Genomic DNA, 26,302 nt, shown 5'->3' with positions numbered 1-26,302 from the left:
GAGAAACGACTCCCCCTTCGCTACGCCTTTTTCGTATAACTGTTGCACCAGCCTTTCGCATTGACCTGCTTGCCGCCGAAAACCGCGCACGGCCCCGTCGCGGCGCCGGCCTTGCCCTGGAAGAACTGGCAATTCGCACAGGCGTCGCCCGCGTGGAATTTCGGGTACTTCGCATGGTCGACCCGGCCGGCATCCGCCTTGTAGCCGAGCGCCCGGGCATTGGCATCGGTTTCCTGCACGACACCGGTCGCGGTATCGGCCGCCGTCGCGCGGCGTCCAACCGCGAGCGCGGAAGCAAGCACGGTGGTGACTGCAATAAAACGTCGACGTGAAAATTTCATGGAGTCCTCACTTCAGCTTTGCATGACCGGATGTCGGGGAAGCGCCGTTCCCCGATGACGGGACGCCACCCGCTCCGAAACGGCGCCGGCCAATCGCGCACGTATCGCGCCCATCACACCGACGCATGATCGACGCCGGAATCAGTGAAAAAACAACGCCCGCATCCCGAACGTGTGATGCGCTTCCGCCGCCATCAGCACCATGAGCACCAGCAGGCTCAGCGGCGGGATCAGGATCGCGTACACGAGCGCCAGCCGCTCCCACATCATGTGCATAAAGATCGACACGATCAGCCCGGCCTTCGCGATCATCAGCACGACGATCAGCACCCAGCGCATCAGGCCCTGCACGTTGAAGTAGTCGACCAGGTACGACAACGTGCTCAGCACGAACAGCAGCCCCCAGATCTTCAGGTAGAGGCCGATCGGATGCTGCTGGCCGTGCGCGGCGTCGGGTCGATCGGCGGGATCGATGTGCTCCATGGCTGCCTCACCACAAATAGAACAGCGCGAAGATGAACACCCACACCAGATCGACGAAGTGCCAGTACAGCCCGGCGATCTCGACGATCTGGAAGTTGCCGTGTTCGGTGAACCCCGGCTGCAGGATCTTGCGCGCGATCAGCAGCAGGTAGATCACGCCGCAGGTCACGTGAAAGCCGTGGAACCCGGTAATCGTGAAGAAGCACGCGCCGAACTGCGCGGCGCCCAGCGGGTTGCCCCACGGGCGGATGCCTTCACGGAAGATCAGGTTGCTCCATTCGAACGCCTGCAGCGACACGAAGGTCGCGCCCAGCAGCGCGGTGGCCAGCAACAGCGCGGCGGCGGGCCGTGCGTTGCGCCGGTAGCCGAAGTTGACGGCCATCGCCATCGTGCCGCTGCTGCTGATCAGCGTGAACGTCATGATCGCAATCAGCAGCAACGGCACTTCCACGCCGCCCACGCTGAGCCCGAACACCTTCGCGGTATCGGGCCACGGCGCGGTGGTCGACATGCGCACCGTCATGTAGCCGATCAGGAAGCTGCTGAAGACGAAGGTGTCCGACAGCAGGAAGATCCACATCATCGCCTTGCCCCACGGCACCCTGAAGGCTTCGCGGTCGGACGACCAGTCGGTGACGATGCCGCGCCAGCCGTCGGGCCGCGCGTCGGCGGGCATGCCCACGGGCGATTCGGCCGCGGATTCGGTGTGGGCGGTGGGCGCGGTCATGGCGCGGCTCCATACAACGGCCCGCAGATCGCGGCGACGATCCCGGGGGTCAACCACCACATCGCCGCCAGCAGCACGAGCCAGACCACGAGCAGGAAATGCCAGTAGAGCGCGCACAGCGCGATGGCCCGTTGAGCCCGAAACGGGTCCGCGCGCCGGAGCCGCGCGATCGTCACGCCCCACGCCGCCAGCCCGCCCAGCACATGCAATCCGTGCAGGCCGGTCAGCAGGTAGAGGAAACTGTCGGACGGATTGACGGTGACGGTCTCCCCGGCTGCCGACAGCACGTGCCACGCAATCAGTTGCCCGATCACGAACACGGCCGCCAGTATGCCGCCGGCTACCAGCCACACCGTGCGGTACGGGCCTATCCGCCGGGCTCGCTGCATCGCAATGCCGGCCAGCGCCAGCGCGCCGGTGTTCCACCACAACAGCGCCGGATGCGGGATCGGTTGCCAGTCGGATTCACGCATGCGCATCGCATAGGCGAGCAGCAGCAGCGAAAAGAGCGTCGTCGCAACCGCCATGAACACGACCAGGCCGGTGCGCCCCGCATTCGGCAGGCCGGGTGGCGCATCGGGAACGAAGGGGCGCGGCAGCGTAGTCATTCTTGTGCCTCGCCCGGATGCAGCGTCGGATGAGCCGCTTTGGCTTCGGGCGCCGTCGCCGGCGGCTGATTCTGCGGCACGAAGTCTTCCTCTTGCCCCGGCGGACTGTATTCGTATGCCCAGCGGTAGACGACGGGAAGCGTCGGCCCCCAGTTGCCGTGTACGGGCGGCGTTTGCGGCGTCTGCCATTCGAGCGTGGTGGCCCGCCACGGGTTGCCGTCCGCGCGCCGGCCGTGCCCGAGGCTCCATGCGAGGTTGAACAGGAACAGCAACTGCGCCGCCGCGACGATCAGCGCGACGATCGTGATGAACGTGTTGAGCGTCTGCGCCGAATGCGGGATGAAGCTGTAGCCCTGATACGCGTAATACCGCCGCGGCATGCCCAGGATGCCGAGATAGTGCATCGGGAAATAGATCGCATAGGTGCCGACGAAGGTGATCCAGAAGTGCGCGCGACCGAGCGTGTCGTCGAGCATGCGGCCGGTCACCTTCGGGTACCAGTGATACAGGCCGCCGAACACCACGAGGATCGGCGACACGGCCATCACCATATGGAAGTGCGCGACCACGAAATACGTGTTCGACAGCGGGATATCCACGCTCACGTTGCCGAGGTAGAGCCCGGTCAGCCCGCCCAGCACGAAGGTGCTGACGAAGCCGATCGCGAACAGCATCGGCACGGTCAGGTGGATGTCGCCGCGCCACAGCGTCAGCACCCAGTTGTAGACCTTGAGGGCGGTCGGGACGGCGATGATGAGCGTCGTGGTAGCGAAGAAGAAGCCGAAGTACGGATTCATGCCGGCGATGAACATGTGGTGCGCCCAGACCACGAAGCTCAGCGCGCCGATGATGACGATGGCCCATACCATCATCCGGTAGCCGAAGATGCTCTTGCGCGCGTGCGTGCTGATGAGATCCGACGCGATGCCGAAGGCCGGCAGCGCGACGATATAGACCTCCGGATGCCCGAAGAACCAGAACAGGTGCTGGAACAGCAACGGGCTGCCGCCGGCGTGCTTGAGCGTCTGCCCCATCGACACCACGGCCGGGATGAAGAAGCTGGTGCCGAGCGTCCGGTCGAACAGCATCATCACCGCCGACACGAACAGCGCCGGAAACGCCAGCAGCGCCATGATGGTCGCGATGAAGATGCCCCACACCGTGAGCGGCATGCGCATCAGCGTCATGCCGCGCGTGCGCGCCTGCAGCGTGGTGGTCACGTAGTTCAGGCCGCCCATCGTGGCCGCGACGATGAAGATCGCCAGCGACACGAGCATCAGCACGATGCCCCATTCCACGCCCGGCGTGCCCGGCAGAATCGCCTGCGGCGGATACAGCGTCCAGCCCGCGCCGGTCGGCCCGCCCGGCACGAAGAAGCTCGCCACCAGCACCAGCACGGCCAGCAGGTAGACCCAGTAGCTCAGCATGTTGAGAAACGGAAACACCATGTCGCGCGCGCCGAGCATCAGCGGGATCAGGTAGTTGCCGAAGCCGCCGAGGAACAGTGCCGTCAGCAGGTAGATCACCATGATCATCCCGTGCATCGTGACGAACTGGTAGTAGTGGTTCGCGTCGATGAACGCAAACTTGCCCGGAAAGCCGAGCTGCAGCCGCATCAGGTCCGACAATACGAGGCCGACCAGGCCGATCGCGATGGCCGTCAGCGCGTACTGCACGGCGATGACCTTGTGGTCCTGGCTCCACACGTAGCGGGTCCAGAAGCTGTGCGGGACGTGGTCGGTGTGCGCGTAGGTCATGGCGTCTGCTCCGTCTGCTTCGTCCGTTCCGCTAGGGCTGGGCCGCAGTGCCGGCGGACGTCCCGCCTTGCGCCTTGATGTAGGCCACCAGTGCGGTCAGTTCCTGCTCGCTCAGGTCGAAGTGCGGCATGATCGGCGAGAAGCCCTTCACGACGCGGGCCGTCGGATTGCGAATGAACGCGCGCAGATAGGCCTCGTCGACCTTCGCGGTGCTGCCGTCGGTCATCGTTTCCGTCTTGCCGTACAGGCCCTTCCAGGTCGGGCCCACGAGCGGGCTGCCGTCCACGGTATGACAGGCGACGCAGCCCTTGGCCGCCGCGAGCGTCTTGCCCAGGTTGGCCAGCGCCTGCGCGCTGCCGCCTGCCGCGGCCGGTGCGGCCTGCACGTGGGCCATCTGCTGCTGCGCGAACGTGGTCTGCTGCGCGAGCCAGCGCGAGAACGCGGCTTCGTCTTCCACCACCACCACGCCGCGCATGCCGGAATGCCCGATTCCGCAGAGTTGCGCGCACAGGATGTCGTAGCGCCCTGCCTTGGTCGGCGTGAACCAGAAAGTAGTGACCATGCCCGGCACCATGTTCATCCGCGCGCGGAACGGCGGAACGTAGAAGTCGTGCAGCACGTCGCGCGACCGTGTCAGTACCTGGACCGGCCGGTTGAGCGGCAGGTGCACCTCGGGACTTTCGATCAGGTAGTTGTCACGGCCGTTGGGGTCGGCAGGGTTCAGGCCGAACGGGTTGTCGTTGCCGATGTAGCGCACGTCGGTCGTGCCCAGCTTGCCGCCGGGCCCGGCGAAGCGGAAGCGCCATTGCCATTGCTGGCCGAGCACTTCCATCTGCAGCACGTTGCGCGGCGGCCGGATGTAGTCCGCGTAGACGAACAGCCCCGGCGCCAGCAATGCCGCCACGCCGACGATGGTCAGGCCGATCAGCCACCATTCCAGTTTCCGGTTGTGCGGTTCGTAGGCCGCACGATGCCCGCTGCGGTGGCGATAGCGCACCAGGGCGACCACGATGAACAGGTTGATGGCGATGAAGAATGCGCCGGTGATGACGAGCGTGATCGTCAGCATGTCGTCCATGCGCACCCAGTTCGACGCGATCGGCGTGATCCACCACGGACTGGCAAAGTGAAACCCCACCGCCAACAGGATGATCAGGACCAGGGCAATCGCAAGGGCCATAGGCCGCCTCGCTGCATGTCACTCGCCGGAGCCGCCGACACCGGGTTACGCGTCTCCCGCGGGCGCCGCGTGTGCACGGTCGGCGCGGCGGGAAACGCGATGGGTCAGTCGTCCATGTTCTGCTTGCGCAATCGCTCCAGCCTGCCGTAGGTGATGGCCGCAACCACGCCGAACAACAGGTTAGCCAGCAACGGCCCGGAACCGCGCTCGGAGACGAACCAGGGGAACACGGCCGTCATCACGTAGAAGTTCCACCCGTACGCGACGATCCCGAACGCCAGCCCGATGGCGGCTTCCATGCCCACGCTCGAATCGAAGCGGAAAGGCGCCATGATCGCGGCGAGCATCATCCCCATGATCGCGCCGAGCACGTAGTGCAGCAGCAGCGCCATCGCCACGATCTCAAGGTTGAATTGCGTCATCTGGCCGAGCGCGCTGCGGCCCATCACCATCGCCGCGATCTTGTGGGTCGGTTGCCACGGGCTCGAGCCGAGCACCAGGGTCGACCAGACGAATTCCAGCGCGATCACCAGCGCGCCGCCCGCGAGGCCAGCCACGGCAGCGGCGACCCAGTCGGGCGACCGACGCTCCCAATGGTGCGATTGAATGTGCAGTTCCATACGGCCTCCTTGCCGACGGTTCGACGTTGGCACTTCGATTCCCAAGGCATCCCGCGCGTCCAGCCTGCGTCGCTTGCGCGATTCGGCATGGCCGACAGGATTGCCTGCGCAACGTGCGCACGCCCCGCTCCCCGCGCGGCTCGCGGCCGCGGCCGTGCGCTCGACGAAACGCGTCGATCGACGCGGTTGTCGGGCCAGCCGATTTGCTGTCGTGTGTCAGGGGAAGATCGGTGACGTAGGCTCGGCGCCCTCCAGGTCCGCCTTCGGAAAATGCTGGGCGACCATCTCTTCGATTTCCTGTTCTCGCAATGCCGGAACATCGGCCATGATCAGGATCTGGCCTGCCTGGATAGCCTCGCGAAATCGCTGGAGTCGCGCGTTCGGCTCGGCGATGCCGATCATCGCGGCGGTCCACGCCCCGAAACCCGCGCCGGCCAACGTCAAGCCGACGACGGCGCCGCCCGCGATCACGAGCTCCGCCGGAGGAAAGACGAGCGCGACGAGGCCGATCAGCGCGCCGGCCGCGCCGCCGAGCGCGACACCGCGTTCGAGCGCATGCACGACGTCGCTGCTTTGCAGCAACGATGCTTCGGGTAACTGATCGAGTGTAACGCTGTGGTCGGCGAGAACGTGGATATGGCGCCAGGTGATGCGTGCGCGCAATAGATCGTCGACGATGGCCTTCGCCATCTGGGTATCGGGTACGAGGAAATAAAGGCGTCTCATGTTGGCACCCCTTTTCTTGCCATCAACGCGTCCAAGGGACTGCTTTATATTCTATGTCAGCATCGGCAACGTGCCAGGTACATGCGGGCCACGGACGGGGTCGCATGCGAGCATTCGGCACGCGTGGCAGGGGTGGTTGAAGCGCGGTGGGGATCGCGGTCGATCGATGCGGGGGCGCGGGACATTTGCCCCCCAACTGGCGCTATCCGCACTATCCGCGCTTTCGCAACGGCGCCAGCAAGTCCCGCAGACCGTTGTGGTCGATCTCGTGCATCAGCGCGAGCTGCCGGCCAATTTCGCCGCGCGGAAACCCTTCGCGCGCCAGCCAGTTGAGGTAAGGCCCGGGCAGGTCGGCAATCAGCCGGCCCTTGTATTTCCCGAACGGCATGACGACGGTGACGAGTTGTTCGAGGTCTGGATTTTGCATGCGGGTATTGTGCACGGCTTTTGGGTCCCGTCGCTGACCTTGCGAGAAGGATTCAGCGAACCACCTGCGCCCCTTTTCTCGCCTGCTAGACTGGAATTCCCCCCCCTGCACACGATGGAGGGAATCATGATGTCCGTCTATGTCGTGAAGACCGGCGAGCAGTTCCTCTGCACCGCCGAGGATGGCGATATCGGCATGGCACCGGCCGTTGAGGATGCCACGTCGTTTGGTTCGTATGAAGAAGCGGAAAAGGCGGCGCACGTGCATGCCGACCCCGGATACGAAATCGTGGCCGTCTGCGTGATCAGGCACTGACAGGGCGCCCGGCGACGGACGCCCGGCGCGCATTCCCCCGTACGCGGCGCCGCAAGGAATCGGCGCGTCGTTGCGCCGCTTTTATCGTCTGGGCCCTTTCATGCCCTCCGACTCCATGGCCGCGTGCCACTCCTCATTCGCCTCGATCGGGTCCATCGCTTCGTCGACGGAGGCCGTCGCGCGCTCGGCGGCCGCTCTCGTCTCGTCTGCCGGGGAGGCGAAATCATCGTCGCCATCGCGATCGCCATCACCGTCGCCCGGGGGGTGCAGCATGTCCTTGAGCATCGCGCTCAGTTCCGACGTGTCCCACGGCAGCCCACGCCGAGTCCGATCCTTGATGTAGTGCCTCACTTCCGCGTCCTGCTCCACGGTCAGCGGCAGCCCTCGGAAGGTGCTTTTGGGGCCAGCGTCGATCATCGCATTCTCCTGTTTCTAGGGCATTTTCAGTGTACTCGCCATTGGGAACGCGGGCGCCATATTCGCTGCGCGCTTGCGGCAGATCAGACGGGCGGGCTCGACAGGCGAGCCGGTTCTTCGGAGGCGATGCACAACGTGAGCATCGATGATTTGAACGCCGGCATGGGCGGTGTTCGCGCTCGCGTCACCTGCCAACTGCGAAGCCGCAGTACAGGCGCGTGTTCCCCGATAACGATCAGTCTTCCTGCGCCAGCCGAAACAGGACGTCAGCGAGGGCACGAATCTTGGACTGTGCGGCTCGTTGGGATGGGTAGACGACGAAGTACGACAAGCCGTTTTGCGCCACGTCGGCAAAAGGCGTCGTCAGTGTCCCCGCCTGCAGGCGGTCCCTCGCCATCCGGGGATCGCCGATCGCCACTCCATGCCCTTCCGCCGCAGCGGAGAGCGTCAGTTCGAGGGTATCGAAAACGAGCCCACGGCTCGCGTCGATCTGCCGTGCCCCCACGCTTTCCAGCCAGCATCGCCACTCCTCGTGGCCGTGTCCGGGATGAAGCAACGTGACATGAGCAAGGTCGGCTGCCGAGCCAAGTGATGCGGCCATTTCGCTGGTACACATCGGGGTGAGTCGCTCGGCAAACAACGGCACCGCGTCCATACCTGGCCACTGCCCGGTTCCACGCACAACGATGGCGTCGACGTCGGGTGTCGTGAAATCCGGCGTGTCGTCCGCCGATGTGGAGATGCGAAATTCCGTTCCGGGCAACGCGTGATTGATGTCCGCCAGCCGTGGAAGCAACCAGCGAAGCGCAAACGTGGATGGCAACCGCAGCGTGACGACAGGCGCTGCCTTGGCGTGAATGTCTGCGTGCTGAACGAGTTGCGTGAGAACGCTGACAGCCACGGTCAACAGTTCGCTTCCTTCCGCCGTCAGCGTCAACCCTGACGCATGGCGCACGAAAAGTGCACACCGGTAGTGCGATTCCAGTTGCTGGACCTGACGGCTCACCGCACCCTGCGTTCGACACAGATGGTCGGCGGCCCTGCTGATGCTCCCGAGTTGCGCCGCGGCGACGAACGACTGGAACGATGTCAGCGGCGGCAGCGGCCGTGTCAGGTCGCCCAATGGGTATGCATGGGTTGCATACCCGGGTTGCGGATTTTTCGATTGTTCGGTCATCGGGGCATCGCTATCTTGCCTGTACCGGATGCGCGCCCGTCCGAATGCGCGGCGTTGTCAACGAATGATCGGAGAAAAAAGATGGTCTCATCGTCGGAAGCACTATACACCCGGCAGGTTCGCAACTATCTCGCGGAGCTGGAGCGCGGCGATGTCGCGGCGATCTGTGCGTTGTTCACGCCGGACGCCCAGGTCTTCTCGCCGTTTCTCGGCTGGATGAACGCCGCGCCATTCTTTGCGAAGGTCAATGCCGCGTCCGGGGCGAGCAAGATAACGCCCATCGACATCTGCGTCAGCACGACGGGGGCTCGACGTGCGACCGGTTACTTCGTCTATGACTGGGGGCTGAAAGATGGATCCGCGGTGCGTTTCGAGTGCGTCGATGTTTTCGAATTCGACGACGACGGGCGCATCGAGCGGATGATCATCGTCTACGACACCCATCCGATTCGCAGTACCGTGGGCGACAAATACGCGTAGCCGAATCGATGTCGCTCGATACCGAGGCTGGTTTGCGGAGGGCGGGTGCCGACTTCGATCGCCACGCGCGCAGGGCATTCGGTGAACACGCCGACATCCGCCGCGATGGCGGCACCGCACGCGCCCGTCGCGACGCATCGCCTGACTCGACCGCCTGCGCCCCCGGACGGCACCGCTGACGCAAGCGAGCCGTCCGTTCTCGACGGCCACGCCTGCGGCAAGCCGGTGGCTACGTCCTACTTCTGCAACGAGATTTCCACCCGGCGATTGCGCGCCCGCCCTTCGGCGGTCTCGTTCGATGCGGCCGGGTTGGTCTCTCCATGCCCCGTCGCCGCGATCGAATCCGCCTTCAGCCCGTGTTCGCGCAGGTACCCGGCGACGGCATCGGCGCGACGCTTCGACAGTGCCTGGTTGTGTGCATCCGAGCCGGTCGCGTCGGTATAACCGTCCACTTCCACACGCGAGAAATGCCTGTCCCCCTGCTGGTTCAGCAACGTGTCGAGCGCGGCGGTGGCGGCGGACGTCAGCACCGCGGAGTCGGTCGCGAAGTACGCATCGCCGGTCAGGCTCACCTTCTCGACCGCGGCGGGCGCGGGCGCAGCCGCCGCGGCGACCGGCGCGGGTGCCGCACCGCACTGGAACACGATCGAGTGCGGATCGGCGCCGTCGCGGTACGGCGTCGTGGAATCGACCCTGCGCACGGCCTCGTTGCCGCACATGCGCGTCGCGACCTTCATGCAGGTATTGGCGCTCGACAGGATGCCGTGGCAGTCGACGCGGAACGTCCGGATGCCGTCGCGCGGCTGAAGTTCGTATGCGTTGTACGTCGGCCCCGATGCGCTCGAACAGGCCGCGAGGGAAACGACGGACGCCAGCAGTGCAAGATGAATGTTTTTCACTTGATTACTCCGAAAATGCCAGGGGCGCAGCGCGGGCGGCGCAAGGGCGCAGCCGCATCCGCGTGCGTTTGCGTTCAGCGCGGTCCGCTCCGGCAACGCGTGCCGGAACGAACCGCAGCGCGCGATTACTTCCACTGATACAGCATGCCCGCGCCGACGACGCGCTGGCTGCCGGCGAAGCCGCCGTTCAGCGTCGCCTTCAGGTTTTCCGTGACGCGCGCCTGCACGCCGACCGCCATGGCCTTCTGCCCCTGGAACGTCGCCGTGCCGACCCCCATCGCGAAGTTCGAGTCGCGGTCCATGTGCGGGATCGACGCCATCGCGGCGGTGGCCGCGATCCCCTCGCGTGCCATCGAATCGGTCTGCTGGATCTGCTGCTGCATCTGCGTGAGCTGGTTGTTGACCGTGTTCAGCGACTGCGTGAACTGGTTCGACACCGCGTTCAGCTGGTTCACGTTCACCGCATCCGTGCCCTGCGTACCGGCCGCGACGTTGACCACCTGGCGCGCCGAATCCGCCGAACCGACCGCGACGACGTTCGAGCGCCCGCCGTCGTTGCTGCCGGTGCCGATCGCGGTCGAATTGTTACCCGACGCCGTCGAGCCCACGCCGAAGGCGGTGGAACCGTTGCCTGATGCGAGCGAGTTGTTGCCGACCGCCGTGCTGTTCGAGCCCGATGCCACCGCCCCCGAACCACCCGCCGACGAATTCGCGCCGGTCGAGCCCGGCGGCACGTTCGTGCCGCTCGGGTTCGTCGTGTACTGGCCGCCGAGGTTGGTCGTGCGCTGGTCGATCAGCGTCGTCAGCTGGTTCGCGACCGAGTCGAGCTGCGACACGTTCACCGCGTCCGTGCCGTTCTTGCCGGCCGCGAGGCCCGTGATCTGCCGGTTGCCGATGTTCACTTCGCCGGCCGACGATTGCGGGCTGCTCAGGCCGTACGCAACGTAGTTCGTCAGCGCGCCGACCGTCGTCAGCGAACCGGCGCCCAATGCCACGCTGTTCGCGAACGTCGCGGACGCCCCGGCGCCCAGCGCGAGCGCATCGGTTGCGTTGCCGAGCGCGCCGGAACCCAGCGCGACGCTGCCCACGCTGACCGCCTTCGCATTGGCGCCTTGCGCGACCGACTGCGCGCCCAGTGCCGTCGCGCCGCTGCCGAGCGCAATCGCGTCGGCCTGCGCGGAACTCGCCGCCTGCCCGATCGCGACGCCGCCAGGGGCGGTCTGGTCGACGATCGCGCCGTTGCCGATGCCCACGCCGTTGTCGCCGTTGACGACCGACGTCGGCCCCACCGCGACCGATTCCGCGCCGACGGCGAGCGAGTCGGCCGCCGTCGAATTCGCGTGGAAATACTTCTGGCCCGTGACCGCGAACGATTGCAACGCGCCGGCGAGCTGCCGCACGGTCACCGCATCCTGTTGCCCGGTGCCGTCCGCGACGTTGGTGATCTGGCGATACGTCTTGCCGGTTGCGTCGCCGACCGAAACCGCGCCGAGCAGCGTCTGGTCCGTCGTGTTGAACGGGATCGATGCGGTGCCGTTGCGGAGGATGCCCGACGCCGGCGTCGTCGCGCGGTCGGATACCGACCCCGCACCGAGCGCGATGCTGCCGTCCACCTTCGAGATCGCATTCGGGCCGATCGCGACGCTGTCGAGCCCGATCGCCTGGCTGTCCGGCGCGGTCGAGTTCGCGTGGAAATACTTGATGCCGTGCGCGTTGATGTTGTCGATTGCCGAGCCGACGTTGTTGTTGATCGTCGTCGAGCCGTCGCTGTTGTACGTCACGTACGACGGAGCCGAAATCGTGCCGGTCGTCGGATCGTAGGTGGCCCCGCCGCCGATCGCGCCCGCCGTGCTGTTGCCGAGGTTGGTGTTGTTGGTGGCGATCGAGCTGAGGCCGGTGGACAGCGAGCTGATGCCCGTCGACGTCGCGGTGGACAGCGAAGTCAGGTTGCTGTTGGTGCTCGACAGCCCGGTGGACAGCGAACCGACGGTCGTCGAGGTGGACGTCGACAGCGACGCGATCGAGCTCGTCGTCGAACTGAGCCCGGTCGACAGCGAACCGATGCTCGTCGAGGTCGCGGTCGACAGCGACGTGATCGAACTGTTCGTCGAACTCAAGCCGGTGGACAGCGAGCTGATGCCGGTCGAGGTCGACGTGGACAGCGATGTGACCGTGCTGTTCGTCGAACTCAGGCCGGTGGACAGCGAGCTGATGCCCGTCGACGTCGAAGTCGATAGCGACGTCACCGAGCTGTTCGTCGAACTCAAGCCGGTGGACAGCGAGCTGATCCCGGTCGAGGTCGACGTCGACAGCGACGTGATCGAGCTATTGGCCGACGACAGACCGGTCGACGTGGAAGTCGACAACGACGTCACCGAGCTGTTGGTCGAACTCAACCCCGTCGACAGCGAACTGATCCCGGTCGAGGTCGACGTCGACAGCGACGTGATCGCACTATTGGCCGACGACAGACCGGTCGACGTGGAAGTCGACAACGACGTCACCGAGCTGTTGGTCGAACTCAACCCCGTCGACAGCGAACTGATGCCGGTCGAGGTCGACGTCGACAGCGACGTGATCGCACTATTGGCCGACGACAACCCGGTCGACGTGGAAGTAGACAGCGACGTCACCGAGCTGTTGGTCGAGCTCAAGCCCGTCGACAGCGAACTGATGCCGGTCGAGGTCGACGTCGACAGCGACGTGATCGAGCTATTGGCCGACGACAATCCGGTCGACGTGGAAGTCGACAGCGACGTCACCGAGCTGTTGGTCGAGCTCAATCCCGTCGACAACGAACTGATCCCGGTCGAGGTCGACGTCGACAGCGACGTAATCGCGCTATTGGCCGACGACAATCCGGTCGACGTGGAAGTGGACAACGACGTCACCGAGCTGTTGGTCGAACTCAACCCCGTCGACAGCGAACTGATGCCGGTCGAGGTCGACGTCGACAGCGACGTGATCGCGCTGTTGGCCGACGACAGCCCCGTCGACGTCGAGGTCGACAATGACGTCACCGAGCTATTGGTCGAGCTCAATCCCGTCGACAACGAGCTGATCCCGGTCGACGTCGACGTGGAAAGCGACGTGATCGAGCTGTTGGCCGACGACAACCCGGTCGACAGCGACGACACCCCCGTCGACAACGAGCTGACACTCGACGCCGTGGAAGTCGACAGCGAATTCACCGCCTGATTCGTCGCGTCGAGCTGCGACCCGTTGATCGCATCCGTGCTCGCCGAACTGATGCGCCCGGCCGCGACGTTGGTGATCTGACGCTCGGTACCCGCTGCGCCGACGCTGACGACGCTGGTCGGATTCGTACCGTTGAACGTGTACGTCACGCCGCCGATCGTCGCGCTGGCGGTCGGGTTCGGCGCGGCCGTCGTCGAGCCCGAGCCGAGCGCGACGTCGCCTGCATTGTTTGCCACGGCCGACGCGCCGAACGCCAGCGCACCGGCCGCCGCGGCCGTCGACGTGTTGCCGAGCGCGAGCGAACCGGTGCCCTGCGCGATGTTCGAATTGCCGATGGCGACCGCGCCGTTGCCGTTCGCCGTGTTGTTCGCCCCGGCCGTGACCGCACCGGTGCCGATCGCGGTGCTCGGGTCGCCGATCGCCACCGCACCGTTGCCGCTGACCGTCTGCCCCAGACCCAGCGCGACGGCGCCACTGCCGCCCAGCACCTTCGAGTTGTTGCCGCCGGCAATCGAGCCCGCTCCCGCCGCAGCCGCGACCGAGTTGCTGTCGCCGATCGCCACTGTGGAACCCGCCGCCGCGACGCTGTTGATGCCGATGGCCGTCGCATTCGTGGCCGACGCCGTCGCACCGCCCCCCAGTGCGCTCGCCGACACGCCGGTCGCAAGCGCGGCATTGCCGAGCGCGGTCGCGAACTGCTGCGTCGCGCTCGACTGGACGCCCATCGCAATCGAACTGATACCCGTCGCCTTCGTGTTCGTGCCGAGCGCCATCGAGGTATCGGCGCCAGCCGTCGTATTCGAGCCCAGCGCGATCGAACTGGTGCCGAGCGACTGCGTGCCTGAGCCCGGTACGCCTGCGACCCCGCCCCAGCCGATCGCAATCGACGTCGTGCCTTTCGCACCGCTGTTGACGCCCATCGCGACGCCGGAATTGCCGGTCACCAGTGCGCCGCTACCGACGGCCACCCCGGCTCCGCCCGAACTCGTCGCCTGGTTGCCGATCGCGATCGTGCCCGTATCGGTCGCGTGCGACGCGTAGCCGAGCGCGACGCTCTGGACCCCGACCGCGCTCGCCCCAAGGCCGAGCGCGGCCGCGTACTGGCCGGAAGCCAGCGCATTGTTGCCGAGCCCGATGGCGGACACTCCGGTCGCGGCCGCCCCGCTGCCCATCGCCACCGCGCCGCTTTGCGTCGCACTCGACAGGTTGCCGATGGCAACCGAGTAGTCGCCCGAACCGATCGCCTGCACGCCCATCGACGCGCTGTTGACGCCGGTCGCCTGCGCGTTGATGCCGACGGCCGTCGAACCGTCGGCCATCGCGTGCGCACCCGGGCCAAGTGCCGTGGCCGATACGCCCTGCGCCGTCGCCAGGTTGCCCAACGCGGTGGAATTCGTCTGCGCGGCGCTCGACCCGACGCCGATCGAGATCGAGCTGACGCCGCCGGTGGCTGTACCGCCATCCGGGTTGTACTGCGCATGCGCACCGGCATGGAACAGCGCGAGATACGCGGACGCCATCAGCAGGGTGAGCCGCCTGAGCGACGGAGCCACCCCTTCGGCGGCACGCTCCGCCGTGCCACGCGACGACGCAACGCGCTTTCCGCGTGCCCGATCAAGCTCCGAAGCCGCAACCCAGGCTCCCAATGCTTCGTTCCAGATCGACTTGAACGTCTTGTTCATCTTGTCTTCCCTCGGTTCTCATGTGCTGGATGACGCAACGGCGAACACGGCGACCGGCGAGAACACCCTCTGTACGTTCCCGTCCGCCTCGCGACGCCCCGCAACTCACTTTGGATCACTAACTAAACAGCCGGGTAATGCTGCACGACATGCGCGATGGACATCGCGATCACGCGATCGCGCGCCGCCCGTGCCGGTCGACACGATGCGAGGCGACGATCGCCGGTTATCGAATCATGGAAGCCGACACGGCAAGCCCGACGGTCCAGCGCTGGGCGTGCAGTTCATTCGCGCACGCGCGCGCCGTCGCGCCGAACCCGCGACGACCTCGAATCTCATGGGAAAGCGTCATTCAGACGCCGGATAGGCGAAAAGCCGGCCCGCACCCGGGGGCGGCCCGCCCTGTTTCATTCAGGAGGAGAAGGAGGATGGCGCCGTGCGATCCCCGGGACTGAAGCATGCGCGGCCGGTTCGTGCGAACCGGTGCGTTGGCCTGTCATGCCTGTTGTGCTCATCGTTTTCGTACCCGCCTGATTCGAGAGCGCGCCGCGCGCGACCGTCCCCCGATGGATCGAACCCCCGGACGGCCCACGCGCAGCCACTCACCCTTTTCCGTCCGGCATTCAAACGCTTTTCCGGAATCCCGGAAAGCATCGACGACTTGCCTGACGACCCCTGCACCGAATTAATCGATCGAATTTCCTTGACAATTTCGTCTCGACAGGTGCCCCACATCCCAACTGCTTTCCAGAATTCACCGATTTCTCTTATATCGCAACGTATTCGATGAACAATGAAATTTGCATTACCCTCGTGCCAGTTATTTGTTCGCCGCTGCCATCCCATATCCTGGAATCGAACATCGGTCAATGTCTCATTGGTATCGCTTGCATCGGAATGAAACTTCGGCATGCGATCCGCGCGATCCCGACCGTTTCAAAGAACCGATTCCAGCCGCGCCGGGGCTAGTGTGCTGGCATCCGCCAGAACGAACCTTTTCCTGAGCGGAAAAATCCTTTTCCGGAGCGGACAGCATTTACATTCATACATTTCAACGAAAAATGCGATTTCTCGACTAACATGATTCCGACCGGACATCGAGAAAAAATTAATCCTCAGACCCGCGATTTCTTCATTCTCTTTACATGGAAGGTGTCGACGTACTGAACGTACGTCAAACTGATTCCACATCCCTTCCAATTCAAATTATTCCAAATCATTCCGGCAATAAAGACCGATCATTAAATTCCGGTTCGGCATGTTTTTCCACTTCCGTTTCGTCCGGCCGGACGCCGTGGCGGCAAACACGCAACACCCCGCCGCACAAGCCCCCACATGTCGCACGGAATCCTCACAATGTGACTTGTTGTCGGCATATAATTTTTCGCAACAATCGCGCAGACCGCGATGCACATCATCTGACCGGCCACCCTTCCAACGCTTCCGCAACCATGTCATCCCGCTCGTCCAGTCCGGCGCCGCCTCGTCCTACGCCGGATCTTGCTGACGCACATATTCTTGTCGTCGACGATCGCCCGAACGACCTGCGGCTCCTCACGGAAATCCTGCGTGCCGCACGGTGCCGGATCAGTGTCGCGTTCGACGGGCTGCAGGCGTATCACCGTGCCCAGGCGATCGCGCCCGACCTGATCCTGATGGATGTCCGCATGCCGCGCATGGACGGCTTCGCCGCGTGCCGGCTGCTGGCATCGACGCCTTCGACGCAATCGATCCCGGTCATCATCCTGACGGCCGCGGGCGATCTCGAGGATCGCATCGCGGGGCTCGAAACCGGCGCGATCGACTACATCATCAAGCCGTTCGAGCCGACCGAAGTGCTGGCCCGGATCCGCAATCACCTGAAACGCGCGCGGCGCAGCCAGCCGTTCGCGCATCTGCCCGAGCTGCCCGACAACCCGGATGCGGCCCTCGTGCGCGCGGCGTCCGAGGTCCTGCTGCGCGACCTGCGCCATCCGCCGGCGCTCGAGGCGCTCGCCAGACAGGTCGGTACGCACGAGAAGCGCCTGTCCCGCGTATTCCGCGACCATCTCGGCCAGACCGTGTTCGAATATCTGCGCGACACGCGCCTGCGCGCCGCGATGCACTTCCTCGCGGAGACGTCGATGGGGATCGGCGACATCGCCGAGGAAATCGGCTTTTCCACGCCCGGCAACTTCGCCACCGCCTTCCGCGAACGCTTCGGCATCACGCCGTCTGACTGGCGGCGCCAGCGCCATGCGGTCAATGCCCCGCCCGCCACACCCGGGGCGCACCATCACGATGGTTAGGCGCCACGCGGCATGGGCAGCCGGATGTCGCGCGGTGCTGCTGTTTCTGCTCGCGATGGCCGTCATGTGCGCGACGGCGCGCGCCGCGTCGGCGCCGAACCCCGCGCAACTGGACGCCGTGTCGGTATTTGAGGACGCAAGCACCACGATGTCCGCCGATCAGGTAGCCGCGCGGCTCGCCGATCCGGCGCATGGCACGCCGGTGGCCGGCACGTCGTCGTTCAACGTCGAGTTCTCGCGATCGGCGTGGTGGATCCGCGCGACGCTGACCAACCGCGACAATGTCGCGCGCCCGCTGGTGCTGGTGATTCGCGACGCCCGCGTCGACCAGGCGGACTTCTATATAGCCCGCAACGGCCGGTGGGCACTCGACAGCCGCTTCCCGGCCGCCGGCCCCGGCGGTGATGCTGCCGCGCCATCGTCGCGCTACCCGGCACTCGACGTCACGCTGCGCGCCGGCGAAAGCGTCCCCGTGCTGATCCGCGTCACATCGCGCAAGGAAATGCGGCTCGCGCCGGCCGCGTTCACGCGTGCGGCGTGGGATGCGCTGGAACGACGCGCGACGATGTGGGACTTCGGCTTCTTCGGCGGGCTGCTCGCGCTGATGTGGTGCGCGCTGCTGATCGGGTTCTTTTCACGCAGCGGCGTGTTTCATGTGCTGGCCGCGGTGGCGCTGGGCACGACGCTGTTCGAAGCGGCTTACCGCGGCTATCTGGCGATGGCGTTGCCGCCTGCGCTGCGTGAATGGTCGGCGCGCGGCGAAGTGATCTTCGCGTACCTGGCGGTTTCCTGCTTCTTCCTCTTCATCCTGATGGTCGCCCGGCGCGAGCAGGCAAAGCTGCCGATGCGCGCGATCTACATGGCATTCATTGCGCTCGAAGGTGTCGGCATGATCGGCGCCGCCTGCGGCGACCTGCTGACGTTCACGTGGTTCTGCCTGCGGCTGAACGCGTTGACCGCGATCGTCAACATCAGCCTCGCGCTGCTGCTCGCGATCCGCCGGACGCCGACCGGCCGCGTGATGCTGATCGCCATCGCGATCGCCACCTTCAACATGCTGATCCGCGTGCTCGACGGCATGAACGCGCTGCCGCCGGCGCTCGCCTGGCTGAAATCCGACATCTTCCCGAACCCCGTCATCCCGATCGTCGGGCTCGCCACGCACCTGCTGGTGCTGGCCGCGTGGATCCATCACGTCGGCCGCCAGCGCACCGAGGCGAGGAAGCGGCTCGAGCACTGGCAACTCACCGAACAGGATCGCCTGCGCGACGAAGTCGCACGACGCACGCTCGCGCTCAACGACGCGCTGCAACAGGTGACGACCCACATGCAGCAGAAGATCGAGACGCTCGGCTACGTCAGCCACGACCTGCGCGCGCCGCTGTCCACGATCAACGGCTACGCGAAGCTGCTGCTGCAAGGCGCGACGCGCGGCCAGGCGCGGCTGATCCGGTCGATCGACCGCAGCATCCGCTACCAGCTCACGCTGATCGACGAACTGCTCGCGTTCACGAAGGCCGAGCTGCAGCCGCTCGGCGTGACGCCGGACGCCACCGACCTGCCCGGCCTGCTCGACGACATCGGCCACTATGCGGTCGCGCTGTGCGCGCAACAGGACAACCGGTTCGTCTACCGGCCGGCCACGCCGCTGCCGCGCACGGTGTCGATCGACGGCATGCGGCTGCAGCAGGTGCTGCTCAACCTGCTGTCCAACGCATCGAAGTTCACGCGCGACGGCACGGTCACGCTGTCGATTCATGCCGCGCGCGAAGGCGACACCTGGCGCCTGCTGTTCGAAGTGGCCGATACGGGCATCGGAATCGACATCAGCGGAAACCGCGACATCTTCCGCGCGTACCAGCAGGTGCAGGCCGTGAACGGCGGCACTGGGCTCGGCCTGTTCATCGCGCAGCGCATCGTCGGCGCGATGGGGGGCGAGCTGGCCGTCGCCAGCCAGCCGGGCGTCGGCACGGCATTCTCGTTCGCGATCGTCGCGCCGGCCGTCGGGCAGGCGCTCGTGCCGGTGTCGGAGCTCGTCCGGCGGTTCCATCCGGACGGCGAGGCCGAGCCGGACGCCCCCGCGCCCACGATGCCGTGCCCGCCCGACGATGCGCTCGACCAGCTGATCCTGCTGGCCGACAACGGGCAGCTGACCGATATCGAGGAATGGCTCGGCCCGTATGCGGACGAGCCGGATTACGCGGCCTTCGTGCGGGACGTGCGCGAACACCTCGATGCGCTCGATCTGGACGCGATCGGGAAACTGGCCGGCTCGCTGAAACATGCGCGCCGCGCCGCGACGACGTTCGACGCCGAAGCCGACGCAGCCGGATCGGCCTGACAGCAAAGGCCACCGCGTCGCACGCGCGCCGATCGGGCACCGGCGGGCCGCCGGATGCGGCAGCCCGCGCATCGGCACCGCCCGCCGTCGCGTCAGGATGCTTCGTGCCGCTGCCGCCCCCGCGGACCGATGCGCGCGCTACAGCCGCCGCATCGTCGAAACCAGCGCGGCATCCTCGTCGGGCGATGCCGGCCGCGCCTGTGCGGGGCCCCGTTTCGACCTCGGCGCCCCAAGCCCCGTGCCGCCCGTGCGCCGCCGCGCCGCGTGCCGTTCGATCACCCGTTGCAGCACGCAGAACACGCACAGCAGCGCGCCGACCACGATCCGCGTCCACCACGAACTCAACGTGCCGTCGAACGTGATCAGCACCTGGATCGTGCCGAGGATGCCGACCCCGAACACCGAGCCGATCACGTAGCCCACGCCGCCGGTGAGCAGCGTGCCGCCGATCACGGTCGCGGCGATCGCGTCGAGCTCCATCCCCTGTGCCTGCAACCCGTAGCCCGACAGCACGTACAGCGTGAAGACCACGCCGCCGAGCGCCGAACAGAAGCCGCTCAGCGCGTACACGCCGACCTTCGTGCGCGCGACCGGCAGCCCCATCAGCAGCGCCGAACGCTCGTTGCCGCCGATCGCGTAGACGTTGCGGCCGAAGCGCGTGAAATGCGCGACGTAGATCGCGCCGGCCAGCGTCGCAAGCGCGATCAACGCGCCCGCGCTCAACGTGCCGCCGCCCACCGGCACGCTGAAGCCCGCGATCGCATGAAACACCGGCTCGTTGATCGTGATCGACTGCGTCGTGATCAGGAAGCACGCGCCGCGTGCGAGAAACATCCCGGCCAGCGTGACGATGAACGGCTGCAGCCGGAAATAATGGATCAACGCACCCATCGCCGCGCCGTACAGCGCGCCGAACGCGAGCGCCAGCGGCACGATCACCCACACGGGCCAGTGCAGCCGCTCGGCGCCGACCGCGCAGAAGATCGTCGTCAGCGCGACGACCGAGCCGACCGACAGGTCGATCCCGCCCGACACGATCACGAACGTCATCCCGATCGCGACGATCAGCAGGAAGGCGTTGTCGACGAGCAGCCCGGTCAGCACCTGCATCGAGAAAAAGCCCGTGTAGGTCACGGACCCGAAGCCGAACAGCGCGGCGAACAGCACGACCGTCACGACGATCGGCAGTGTGCGCGGATCGGCGAGCCGGCCAAGGAATCGGTTCATCGCGGCGTCGCTCCGGAGGTGGCGCGCGAACGCGCGGATGACAGCAGCCGCGACGCGTGCCGGACGACCAGCGCGCGCGCCGCGTCCGACTGGATCAGCGTCACGACGATCACGACGACCGCCTTGACGACGAGCGTCGCCTCCGGCGGCACGCCGATCGAATAGGTCGTGTAGGTGAGCGTCTGGATGATCAGCGCGCCGAGCACCGAGCCGGCGAGGCTGAAGCGGCCGCCGAGCAGCGACGTGCCGCCGAGCGTCACCGCGAGGATCGCGTCGAGTTCGAGCAGCAGCCCCGCGTTGTTGCCGTCGGCGCTGCGCACGTTCGAGCTGGCCAGGATGCCCGCGAGCGCCGACATCACGCCCGAGCACAGGTACACGCCGAACACGATCGCGCCCGAGCGCAACCCCACGAGCCGTGTCGCGACCGGGTTCACGCCGATCGCACGGATGAACAGCCCGAGCGCGGTGCGGTTCACCAGCAGCGCGGTCGCGGCGATCGTCGCCAGCGCGATCCACACCGCGCACGGCGCGGCCGCGAGATAGCCGCCGCCGAGCGCGAGGTAGCCGGGCGCGCCGATCGGGATGATCTGGCCGCCCGTCAGCAGTTGCGCGACGCCGCGGCCGGCCACCATCAGGATCAGCGTCGCGATGATCGGCTGCATCCCGACGAACGCCACCAGCAGCCCGTTCCATGCGCCGGCCAGCAGCCCGACGCCGAGCGCGGCGGCCAGTGCCGTGCCGACCCGCGACGGGTCCGCGTCGAGCACGATCGCCGCGGCCGCCCCTGCGATCGCGACGATCGCGCCGACCGAGATGTCGATCCCGCGGGTCGCGATCACGAGCGTCATCCCGAGCGACACGATCACGAGCGGCGCCGCGCGGTTCAGGATGTCGACCGGCGCGCCGAACAGGTGACCGTCGAGCAGCGTGATCGACAGGAAGCCCGGGCGATGCGCGACGTCGAGCGCGAACAGCAGCACGAGCGTCAACACAGGCCACGCGAGCGAATGACGAAACAGCGTGCGCAGCAGCGTCATGACTGGCCCCCCGCGATCAGCCGGTACACCTGCTCCTCGGATGCATCGGCGCCGGTGAGTTCGGCGACCTTGCGGCGGTCGCGCAACACCGCGATCCGGTGGCTCACGCGCACGACTTCGCTGATCTCCGACGAGATGAACAGGATCGCGAGCCCTTGCGCGCACAGCGCGAGCACGCGCTCCATGATGTCGAATTTCGCGGCGACGTCGATGCCGCGCGTCGGCTCGTCGAGGATCAGCAGCTTCGGCTCCGTCGCGAGCCAGCGCGCGAGCAGCACCTTCTGCTGGTTGCCGCCCGACAGCAGCCCGATCGGCTGCTCCGCGTCGCGCGCCTTGATGCCGAGCCGTGCGATGTACGTATCGGCGAGCTCGCGCTGCCGTGCCCGCCCGATCAGCCGCCACCAGCCGCGCCGCGCCTGCAGCGCGAGAATGATGTTCTCGCGGATCGACAGCGCGGCGACGATGCCCTCCTTCTTGCGATCCTCCGGGCAATACGCGATGCCGTTGCGGACCGCGTCGTGCGGCGACGCGAGCCGCGTGCGTGCGCCGTCGATCTCGATCGCGCCGGTGTCCGCACGTTCCGCGGCGAATGCCAGCTGCGCGGTTTCGGTGCGCCCCGAGCCGAGCAGCCCGGCCAGCCCGACGATCTCGCCGGGCCGCACGTCGAGGTCGAGCGGGCTCATCATCCCGCGCCGGCCGACCTGCTGCATCGACAGGAACGGTTCCGCCTCGCCCGCGGTGCGTTCGACCGCTGCCGCACCGGCCTGCAGCGTGTCGGACATCCGTTCGCGGCCGGTCATCTTCGCGACCAGCACGTCGACCGGCAAGTCGCGCGCGAGATACTCGCCTTCGCGCTCGCCGTTGCGCATCACGGTGATCCGGTCGGACACCGCATAGGTCTGCTCGAGAAAGTGCGTGACGAACAGGATCGCGATGCCCGATGCCTTCAGCCGACGCAGCACGTCGAACAGCCGCGCGACCTCGCCGTCGTCGAGGCTCGACGTCGGCTCGTCGAGAATCAACACGCGCGCGTCGACCGACACGGCCCGTGCGATCGCCACCATCTGCTGCACGGCGATCGGATACGCGTCGAGCGAGCGCGTGACGTCGAGCGACAGGTCGAGTTCGGCCAGCGCCGCGCGCGAGCGCGCATGGATCGTGTTCCAGTCGATCGCGCCGCGCCGCATCGGCTGCCGGCCCGCGAAGATGTTCTCCGCGACCGACAGGTTCGCGCACAGGTTCACTTCCTGGTAGAGCGTCTGGATGCCGGCCGCCTCGGCCTCACGCGGCGCGGCGAAATTCACCGGCGCGCCGCCGACGCGAATCTCGCCCGCGTCGTGCGCATGCACGCCGGTGAGCACGTTGATCAGCGTCGACTTGCCCGCGCCGTTCTGGCCCATCAGCGCGTGGATCTCACCCGGAAACAGCCGGAAGTTCACGCGCTGCAGCGCGTTCACGCCCGGAAACGACTTGTCGATGCCGATCATCTCGACCACCGGCGATCTCTCCATGCATCCTCCCTCGAAGCGGTCAGTGCCCGGGCGGCCGCCACGCCGCCGCCCGCGCCGGATCGTCGGTACGTGGCTCAGTACTTGCGGGTCGGCAGCACCTGGGCCGCGACGTTCATCGGGAACACCGTCTCGTTCGTCACGATGCGCTTGGGCAACTGCTTGCCGGCGACGACGTCCTTCACCGCGCTCATCAGTTGCGGGCCGAGCAGCGGGCTGCATTCGACGTCGACGTTGATCTTGCCGGCGACCATCGCCTGGAAGCCGCCCTTCGTCGCGTCGAACGACACGACGCTCACGTCCTTGCCGGGTTTGATGCCGGCCTCTTCCATCGCCTGGATCGCGCCGAGCGCCATGTCGTCGTTGTGCGCGTAGACGACGTTGATCTGCTTGCCGTAGGTCTTCGCGAACGCTTCCATCACCTGCTTGCCGCCGGCGAGCGTGAAGTCGCCGCTCTGTGACGCGATCACCTTGAATTTCGGATTGTTCTTGATCACTTCGAGCAGGCCCGCGCGACGATCGTTGGCCGGCGCGGAACCGACCGTGCCCTGCAGCTCGACGATATTGATCGGGCCTGCGTCGTTCTTGTAGCGCTCCTCGAGCCAGTGGCCCGCGCGCCGTCCTTCCTCGAGGAAGTCGGAGCCGATCATCGTCACGTACAGCGACGGGTCCTTCACGTCGACGCCGCGGTCGGTCAGGATCACCGGGATGTGGGCGGCCTTCGCTTCGGTCAGCACGGGCTCCCAGCCCGATTCGACGACCGGCGAGAACGCGATCACGTCGACCTTCTGCGCAATGAACGAGCGGATCGCGCGGATCTGGTTCTCCTGCTTCTGCTGCGCGTCGGAGAATTTCAGGTTGATGCCGGCGTCCTTCGCCGCGCCCTTCACCGACACGGTGTTCGCGGTGCGCCACGCGCTTTCCGCGCCGACCTGCGAGAACCCGAGCGTGATCGGTTTCTGCTGCGCGTGCGCGCCGCCGGCCAGCACCGCCGCCGCGGCAACGATCGCGCCGGCTGCCAGCTTCCTGATGAATGTCATGGTTCGTCTCCGATGATGTCGTTGTCTGCCGCTGCGCTGTTGTGTTTCTGCTTGGCGCGGGCGCGGATCGGGGCTGTGCGCCGGCCGGGGGCATCGCGCCGGCCCGGTCTGCATGCCCCGCATCAGTCTAGAAACAAGTCCGATAACCTTCTAATGAAATATTGGATTGCGGCGATATCGGATTCGGCATACGTATAAACACCTAAACGAACGACCCGGCCCGTTCTGGCCGGCCTTGACCGCGTTTGCGCAGCCTATGCACGGGCCCCGCGCACCACCGGTGCGTTGCCTGGCGGCATCGTAAAACGCTCGTGCCAGCCGACATCGGCGATCTCCATCGCAGCTTCGATGTTCGTCGAACGCGACACGGCATCGACACGATCTGCCCGATGCCGACATCGGGCCGCAGTCATCTTGTCCGGGCGAAGCCGTTGCGTCATTTCGTCCATGCAGCGGTAACGAACGCCCGAACGCCCGTCCGGCGCACGCTTGTGCCGGGCATCCGCGCGCGTGCCGGGAATGGCGCACGGTTCTTGCTGCACGACGCCGAAACGTACGCACAAACAGGAGAAAACCGTGCGCGCAGGATGTCCGCCTGGAACGCAGCCCGACGATACGCGGATCGGCACTGACGTCGATCGACGCGCCGCAGCATGAAGAAGCGCGCCCCGCCGCAGCCGAATGCACGCGTGCCTGCCGGGCCGCTGCGTCACGTCGACGACCGCCGCCCCGGCTATACACGCCGGCCGGTCCGCAATGGGTTCGCGTATTACGGGCCGGACGGTGTGCGAGTGCGCGACGCCGACGAAATTGCCCGTATCAACTCGCTGGCGATTCCACCCGCGTACACCGATGTGTGGATCTGCATGGACCCGCGCGGTCATCTTCAGGCAACCGGCCGCGATGCACGCGGGCGCAAGCAGTATCGCTATCACCCGCTGTGGCGCGAGACGCGAGACGCAAACAAGTACGCGCGGATGGCCGCGTTCGCGCGTGCGCTGCCGCGCATCCGCGCGCGCGTCACGCGCGATCTGGCGTTGCCGGGCATGCCGCGCGACAAAATCGTGGCGACGATCGTCCGCTTGCTCGACACGACGCTCGCGCGGATCGGCAACGCGGAATACGCACGCGAAAACGGCTCGTACGGGCTGACGACGTTGCGCAAGCGTCATTTGAAAATTCAGCCCGGCCAGGTTCAGCTGCGCTTCGCCGGCAAGAGCGGGATCGAACACGACGTGACGGTCGACGACGCGCGGGTCGCGCGGATCGTACGGCGCTGCGCCGAGCTGCCCGGGCACGAGCTGTTCCAGTATGTGGACGACGACGGCGTACGCCGTCCGGTCGGGTCGTCCGACGTGAACGACTACCTGCGCGAGGCCGGCGGCGCCGATTTCACCGCGAAGGATTACCGGACCTGGGCCGGCAGCGTGCATGCGCTCGGGTTGTTGCGGCGCACCGAGCATCGCGGCGTCACGCACGCGCGCAAGCAGATCGTCGAGACCGTGCGCGCGGTGGCCGAGCTATTGCGCAACACGCCGGCCGTGTGCCGGCGCTGCTACATCCATCCGGCCGTGCTCGATGCGTTCGAGGCGGGTGCGCTCGCCACGCTCGCGGTGTCGCGCACGCCGCGTGGGCTGCGCGTGGACGAAGCGGCGTTCGTCGCGTTGCTCCGCTACGCAGGTCGGCGCATCGGGAAATGACTGCGCAGGTTCTCACGGCGGGCTCGCGGTCGCGCTGCTGTCGCAGTTGCTCGCGGAACCGGGCATCGAGCAGGGAATAATGCTTCGCTGCAGCGACGGTAGCGTCGACGTCGCAGTTCGGCGA

At 66.5% G+C, this 26,302-nt stretch carries 23 protein-coding genes; 5 read left to right on the top strand and 18 right to left on the bottom strand.

Annotation, left to right across the window (positions count from 1 at the left end):
- Window positions 1–20: 20 nt before the first annotated feature.
- The 9 genes from LXE91_RS34480 to LXE91_RS34440 form a co-directional block, all read right to left on the bottom strand.
- Window positions 21–341 (bottom strand): high-potential iron-sulfur protein, encoded by a 321-nt coding sequence (locus LXE91_RS34480; RefSeq protein WP_039355664.1) that lies wholly within the window; start codon window positions 339–341, stop codon window positions 21–23.
- A 141-nt stretch (window positions 342–482) separates the two neighbouring features.
- A complete protein-coding gene (locus LXE91_RS34475) occupies window positions 483–824 on the bottom strand; it encodes a cytochrome C oxidase subunit IV family protein (RefSeq protein ID WP_039355667.1) in 342 nt (113 codons plus the stop codon).
- A gap of 7 nt (window positions 825–831) precedes the next feature.
- On the bottom strand, window positions 832–1,551 hold the full coding sequence (locus LXE91_RS34470; RefSeq protein ID WP_039355671.1) for a heme-copper oxidase subunit III family protein: 720 nt from the start codon (window positions 1,549–1,551) through the stop codon (window positions 832–834).
- Complete coding sequence (locus tag LXE91_RS34465; protein WP_039355674.1) at window positions 1,548–2,159, bottom strand: cytochrome c oxidase subunit 3; 612 nt, start codon at window positions 2,157–2,159, stop codon at window positions 1,548–1,550. The genes LXE91_RS34470 and LXE91_RS34465 overlap by 4 nt, the downstream gene beginning before the upstream one ends.
- Window positions 2,156–3,916, bottom strand: a complete 1,761-nt coding sequence (ctaD, locus tag LXE91_RS34460) for a cytochrome c oxidase subunit I (protein ID WP_039355677.1) — start codon at window positions 3,914–3,916, stop codon at window positions 2,156–2,158. Before ctaD ends, LXE91_RS34465 begins: the two co-directional genes overlap by 4 nt.
- Before the next feature lie 31 nt (window positions 3,917–3,947).
- On the bottom strand, window positions 3,948–5,096 hold the full coding sequence (locus LXE91_RS34455; RefSeq protein WP_039355679.1) for a cytochrome c oxidase subunit II: 1,149 nt from the start codon (window positions 5,094–5,096) through the stop codon (window positions 3,948–3,950).
- 104 nt (window positions 5,097–5,200) lie between these two features.
- Window positions 5,201–5,716 carry a hypothetical protein gene (locus tag LXE91_RS34450; protein ID WP_039355680.1) on the bottom strand — a complete coding sequence of 172 codons (516 nt, stop codon included), beginning with the start codon at window positions 5,714–5,716 and terminating at the stop codon, window positions 5,201–5,203.
- A 216-nt stretch (window positions 5,717–5,932) separates the two neighbouring features.
- The gene (locus tag LXE91_RS34445) at window positions 5,933–6,442 is read right to left on the bottom strand and encodes a hypothetical protein (RefSeq protein WP_039355682.1); all 510 of its coding nucleotides are present in this window, start codon (window positions 6,440–6,442) and stop codon (window positions 5,933–5,935) included.
- A 211-nt stretch (window positions 6,443–6,653) separates the two neighbouring features.
- Window positions 6,654–6,869 carry a DUF3820 family protein gene (locus LXE91_RS34440; protein WP_039355770.1) on the bottom strand — a complete coding sequence of 72 codons (216 nt, stop codon included), beginning with the start codon at window positions 6,867–6,869 and terminating at the stop codon, window positions 6,654–6,656.
- Between the two features lie 126 nt (window positions 6,870–6,995).
- Here LXE91_RS34440 and LXE91_RS34435 point away from each other — a divergent pair, with 126 nt between their 5' ends.
- A complete protein-coding gene (locus LXE91_RS34435; protein WP_039355684.1) occupies window positions 6,996–7,184 on the top strand; it encodes a hypothetical protein in 189 nt (62 codons plus the stop codon).
- An 81-nt stretch (window positions 7,185–7,265) separates the two neighbouring features.
- Here LXE91_RS34435 and LXE91_RS34430 read toward each other — a convergent pair whose 3' ends face one another.
- Window positions 7,266–7,601, bottom strand: a complete 336-nt coding sequence (locus tag LXE91_RS34430) for a hypothetical protein (protein WP_039355686.1) — start codon at window positions 7,599–7,601, stop codon at window positions 7,266–7,268.
- Window positions 7,602–7,836: 235 nt separating this feature from the next.
- On the bottom strand, window positions 7,837–8,778 hold the full coding sequence (locus tag LXE91_RS34425) for a LysR substrate-binding domain-containing protein (protein WP_039355688.1): 942 nt from the start codon (window positions 8,776–8,778) through the stop codon (window positions 7,837–7,839).
- An 81-nt stretch (window positions 8,779–8,859) separates the two neighbouring features.
- On the opposite strand from LXE91_RS34425, the gene LXE91_RS34420 reads away from it, so the two are divergent.
- Window positions 8,860–9,258 (top strand): nuclear transport factor 2 family protein, encoded by a 399-nt coding sequence (locus LXE91_RS34420; RefSeq protein WP_039355689.1) that lies wholly within the window; start codon window positions 8,860–8,862, stop codon window positions 9,256–9,258.
- Window positions 9,259–9,494: 236 nt separating this feature from the next.
- Here the strand turns inward: LXE91_RS34420 and LXE91_RS34415 are convergent, their stop codons facing one another.
- On the bottom strand, window positions 9,495–10,157 hold the full coding sequence (locus LXE91_RS34415) for an OmpA family protein (RefSeq protein ID WP_039355692.1): 663 nt from the start codon (window positions 10,155–10,157) through the stop codon (window positions 9,495–9,497).
- Between the two features lie 125 nt (window positions 10,158–10,282).
- Window positions 10,283–15,037, bottom strand: a complete 4,755-nt coding sequence (locus tag LXE91_RS34410) for a YadA-like family protein (protein WP_039355694.1) — start codon at window positions 15,035–15,037, stop codon at window positions 10,283–10,285.
- A 1,451-nt stretch (window positions 15,038–16,488) separates the two neighbouring features.
- On the opposite strand from LXE91_RS34410, the gene LXE91_RS34405 reads away from it, so the two are divergent.
- Window positions 16,489–17,325, top strand: coding sequence for a response regulator transcription factor (locus LXE91_RS34405; RefSeq protein ID WP_039355697.1), 837 nt, complete (start codon window positions 16,489–16,491; stop codon window positions 17,323–17,325).
- Window positions 17,318–19,666, top strand: a complete 2,349-nt coding sequence (locus LXE91_RS34400) for a sensor histidine kinase (protein ID WP_039355700.1) — start codon at window positions 17,318–17,320, stop codon at window positions 19,664–19,666. Before LXE91_RS34405 ends, LXE91_RS34400 begins: the two co-directional genes overlap by 8 nt.
- Window positions 19,667–19,804: 138 nt before the next feature.
- On the opposite strand, the gene yjfF is transcribed toward LXE91_RS34400, so the two are convergent.
- The 5 genes from yjfF to LXE91_RS34375 form a co-directional block, all read right to left on the bottom strand.
- Window positions 19,805–20,893, bottom strand: coding sequence for a galactofuranose ABC transporter, permease protein YjfF (yjfF, locus tag LXE91_RS34395; protein WP_039355702.1), 1,089 nt, complete (start codon window positions 20,891–20,893; stop codon window positions 19,805–19,807).
- On the bottom strand, window positions 20,890–21,930 hold the full coding sequence (locus tag LXE91_RS34390; RefSeq protein WP_039355704.1) for an ABC transporter permease: 1,041 nt from the start codon (window positions 21,928–21,930) through the stop codon (window positions 20,890–20,892). The genes yjfF and LXE91_RS34390 overlap by 4 nt, the downstream gene beginning before the upstream one ends.
- A complete protein-coding gene (locus LXE91_RS34385; RefSeq protein WP_039355706.1) occupies window positions 21,927–23,441 on the bottom strand; it encodes a sugar ABC transporter ATP-binding protein in 1,515 nt (504 codons plus the stop codon). The genes LXE91_RS34390 and LXE91_RS34385 overlap by 4 nt, the downstream gene beginning before the upstream one ends.
- A 74-nt stretch (window positions 23,442–23,515) precedes the next feature.
- Complete coding sequence (locus tag LXE91_RS34380; RefSeq protein ID WP_039355709.1) at window positions 23,516–24,478, bottom strand: ABC transporter substrate-binding protein; 963 nt, start codon at window positions 24,476–24,478, stop codon at window positions 23,516–23,518.
- A 254-nt stretch (window positions 24,479–24,732) separates the two neighbouring features.
- Complete coding sequence (locus tag LXE91_RS34375) at window positions 24,733–25,107, bottom strand: hypothetical protein (protein ID WP_158077517.1); 375 nt, start codon at window positions 25,105–25,107, stop codon at window positions 24,733–24,735.
- A gap of 24 nt (window positions 25,108–25,131) precedes the next feature.
- Between LXE91_RS34375 and LXE91_RS34370 the strand changes: the two genes are divergently transcribed.
- Window positions 25,132–26,178: a DNA topoisomerase IB gene (locus LXE91_RS34370; protein WP_039355715.1), complete on the top strand. Its 1,047-nt coding sequence runs from the start codon at window positions 25,132–25,134 to the stop codon at window positions 26,176–26,178.
- Window positions 26,179–26,302: the final 124 nt, after the last annotated feature.

This window comes from Burkholderia contaminans (assembly GCF_029633825.1).
GTDB lineage: Bacteria > Pseudomonadota > Gammaproteobacteria > Burkholderiales > Burkholderiaceae > Burkholderia > Burkholderia contaminans.
Note: the sequence above shows the minus strand (reverse complement) of the source record. Positions and strands in the feature narration are given on the sequence as shown.

Bases quoted from the DNA above. Each gene is read 5' to 3' on its own strand.
- LXE91_RS34480 (WP_039355664.1), bottom strand. From the start codon at position 341: ATGAAATTTTCACGTCGACGTTTTATTGCAGTCACCACCGTGCTTGCT.
- LXE91_RS34475 (WP_039355667.1), bottom strand. From the start codon at position 824: ATGGAGCACATCGATCCCGCCGATCGACCCGACGCCGCGCACGGCCAG.
- LXE91_RS34470 (WP_039355671.1), bottom strand. From the start codon at position 1,551: ATGACCGCGCCCACCGCCCACACCGAATCCGCGGCCGAATCGCCCGTG.
- LXE91_RS34465 (WP_039355674.1), bottom strand. From the start codon at position 2,159: ATGACTACGCTGCCGCGCCCCTTCGTTCCCGATGCGCCACCCGGCCTG.
- ctaD (WP_039355677.1), bottom strand. From the start codon at position 3,916: ATGACCTACGCGCACACCGACCACGTCCCGCACAGCTTCTGGACCCGC.
- LXE91_RS34455 (WP_039355679.1), bottom strand. From the start codon at position 5,096: ATGGCCCTTGCGATTGCCCTGGTCCTGATCATCCTGTTGGCGGTGGGG.
- LXE91_RS34450 (WP_039355680.1), bottom strand. From the start codon at position 5,716: ATGGAACTGCACATTCAATCGCACCATTGGGAGCGTCGGTCGCCCGAC.
- LXE91_RS34445 (WP_039355682.1), bottom strand. From the start codon at position 6,442: ATGAGACGCCTTTATTTCCTCGTACCCGATACCCAGATGGCGAAGGCC.
- LXE91_RS34440 (WP_039355770.1), bottom strand. From the start codon at position 6,869: ATGCAAAATCCAGACCTCGAACAACTCGTCACCGTCGTCATGCCGTTC.
- LXE91_RS34435 (WP_039355684.1), top strand. From the start codon at position 6,996: ATGATGTCCGTCTATGTCGTGAAGACCGGCGAGCAGTTCCTCTGCACC.
- LXE91_RS34430 (WP_039355686.1), bottom strand. From the start codon at position 7,601: ATGATCGACGCTGGCCCCAAAAGCACCTTCCGAGGGCTGCCGCTGACC.
- LXE91_RS34425 (WP_039355688.1), bottom strand. From the start codon at position 8,778: ATGACCGAACAATCGAAAAATCCGCAACCCGGGTATGCAACCCATGCA.
- LXE91_RS34420 (WP_039355689.1), top strand. From the start codon at position 8,860: ATGGTCTCATCGTCGGAAGCACTATACACCCGGCAGGTTCGCAACTAT.
- LXE91_RS34410 (WP_039355694.1), bottom strand. From the start codon at position 15,037: ATGAACAAGACGTTCAAGTCGATCTGGAACGAAGCATTGGGAGCCTGG.
- LXE91_RS34405 (WP_039355697.1), top strand. From the start codon at position 16,489: ATGTCATCCCGCTCGTCCAGTCCGGCGCCGCCTCGTCCTACGCCGGAT.
- LXE91_RS34400 (WP_039355700.1), top strand. From the start codon at position 17,318: ATGGTTAGGCGCCACGCGGCATGGGCAGCCGGATGTCGCGCGGTGCTG.
- yjfF (WP_039355702.1), bottom strand. From the start codon at position 20,893: ATGAACCGATTCCTTGGCCGGCTCGCCGATCCGCGCACACTGCCGATC.
- LXE91_RS34390 (WP_039355704.1), bottom strand. From the start codon at position 21,930: ATGACGCTGCTGCGCACGCTGTTTCGTCATTCGCTCGCGTGGCCTGTG.
- LXE91_RS34385 (WP_039355706.1), bottom strand. From the start codon at position 23,441: ATGGAGAGATCGCCGGTGGTCGAGATGATCGGCATCGACAAGTCGTTT.
- LXE91_RS34380 (WP_039355709.1), bottom strand. From the start codon at position 24,478: ATGACATTCATCAGGAAGCTGGCAGCCGGCGCGATCGTTGCCGCGGCG.
- LXE91_RS34370 (WP_039355715.1), top strand. From the start codon at position 25,132: ATGAAGAAGCGCGCCCCGCCGCAGCCGAATGCACGCGTGCCTGCCGGG.